The organism is Yoonia sp. R2-816 (assembly GCF_046762905.1).
Taxonomy (GTDB): Bacteria; Pseudomonadota; Alphaproteobacteria; order Rhodobacterales; family Rhodobacteraceae; genus Yoonia.
The window spans coordinates 1-252 of the sequence record NZ_JBKQXN010000091.1 but is presented as its reverse complement, the minus strand read 5'-3'; the positions used below and the strand labels follow the sequence as shown (position 1 = coordinate 252).

Sequence of the window (252 nt, the reverse complement as noted above, 5' to 3'; positions counted from 1 at the left end):
CCCTGGACGCCCCGTCTCGCCTGTCGACAAGCCTGTGCCTGCTACACTCAGTCTTCGACAAGACGGCCTGGCTCAAAGAGCGCGACATTGTGGAGCCGTGGCCCGTCGCGGGTCTCCCTGACAAGGTTCACGTCGACAACGGCGCCGATTTCCGCAGCCGCGCGTTCAAGCGCGGATGTGACGATGCAGGCATCGCCATTGACTGGCGACCACCGGGCACGCCGCGCTTCGGCGGGCATATCGAGCGACTGA

General features: G+C 65.5%; 1 protein-coding gene. It reads right to left on the bottom strand.

Translation table 11 applies throughout. The features are described 5' to 3' along the window. Nucleotides 1-47: 47 nt before the first annotated feature. Nucleotides 48-252 (bottom strand): hypothetical protein (locus tag ACFWW2_RS01600; RefSeq protein ID WP_393925616.1); only part of this gene is annotated, 205 nt, incomplete at its 5' end.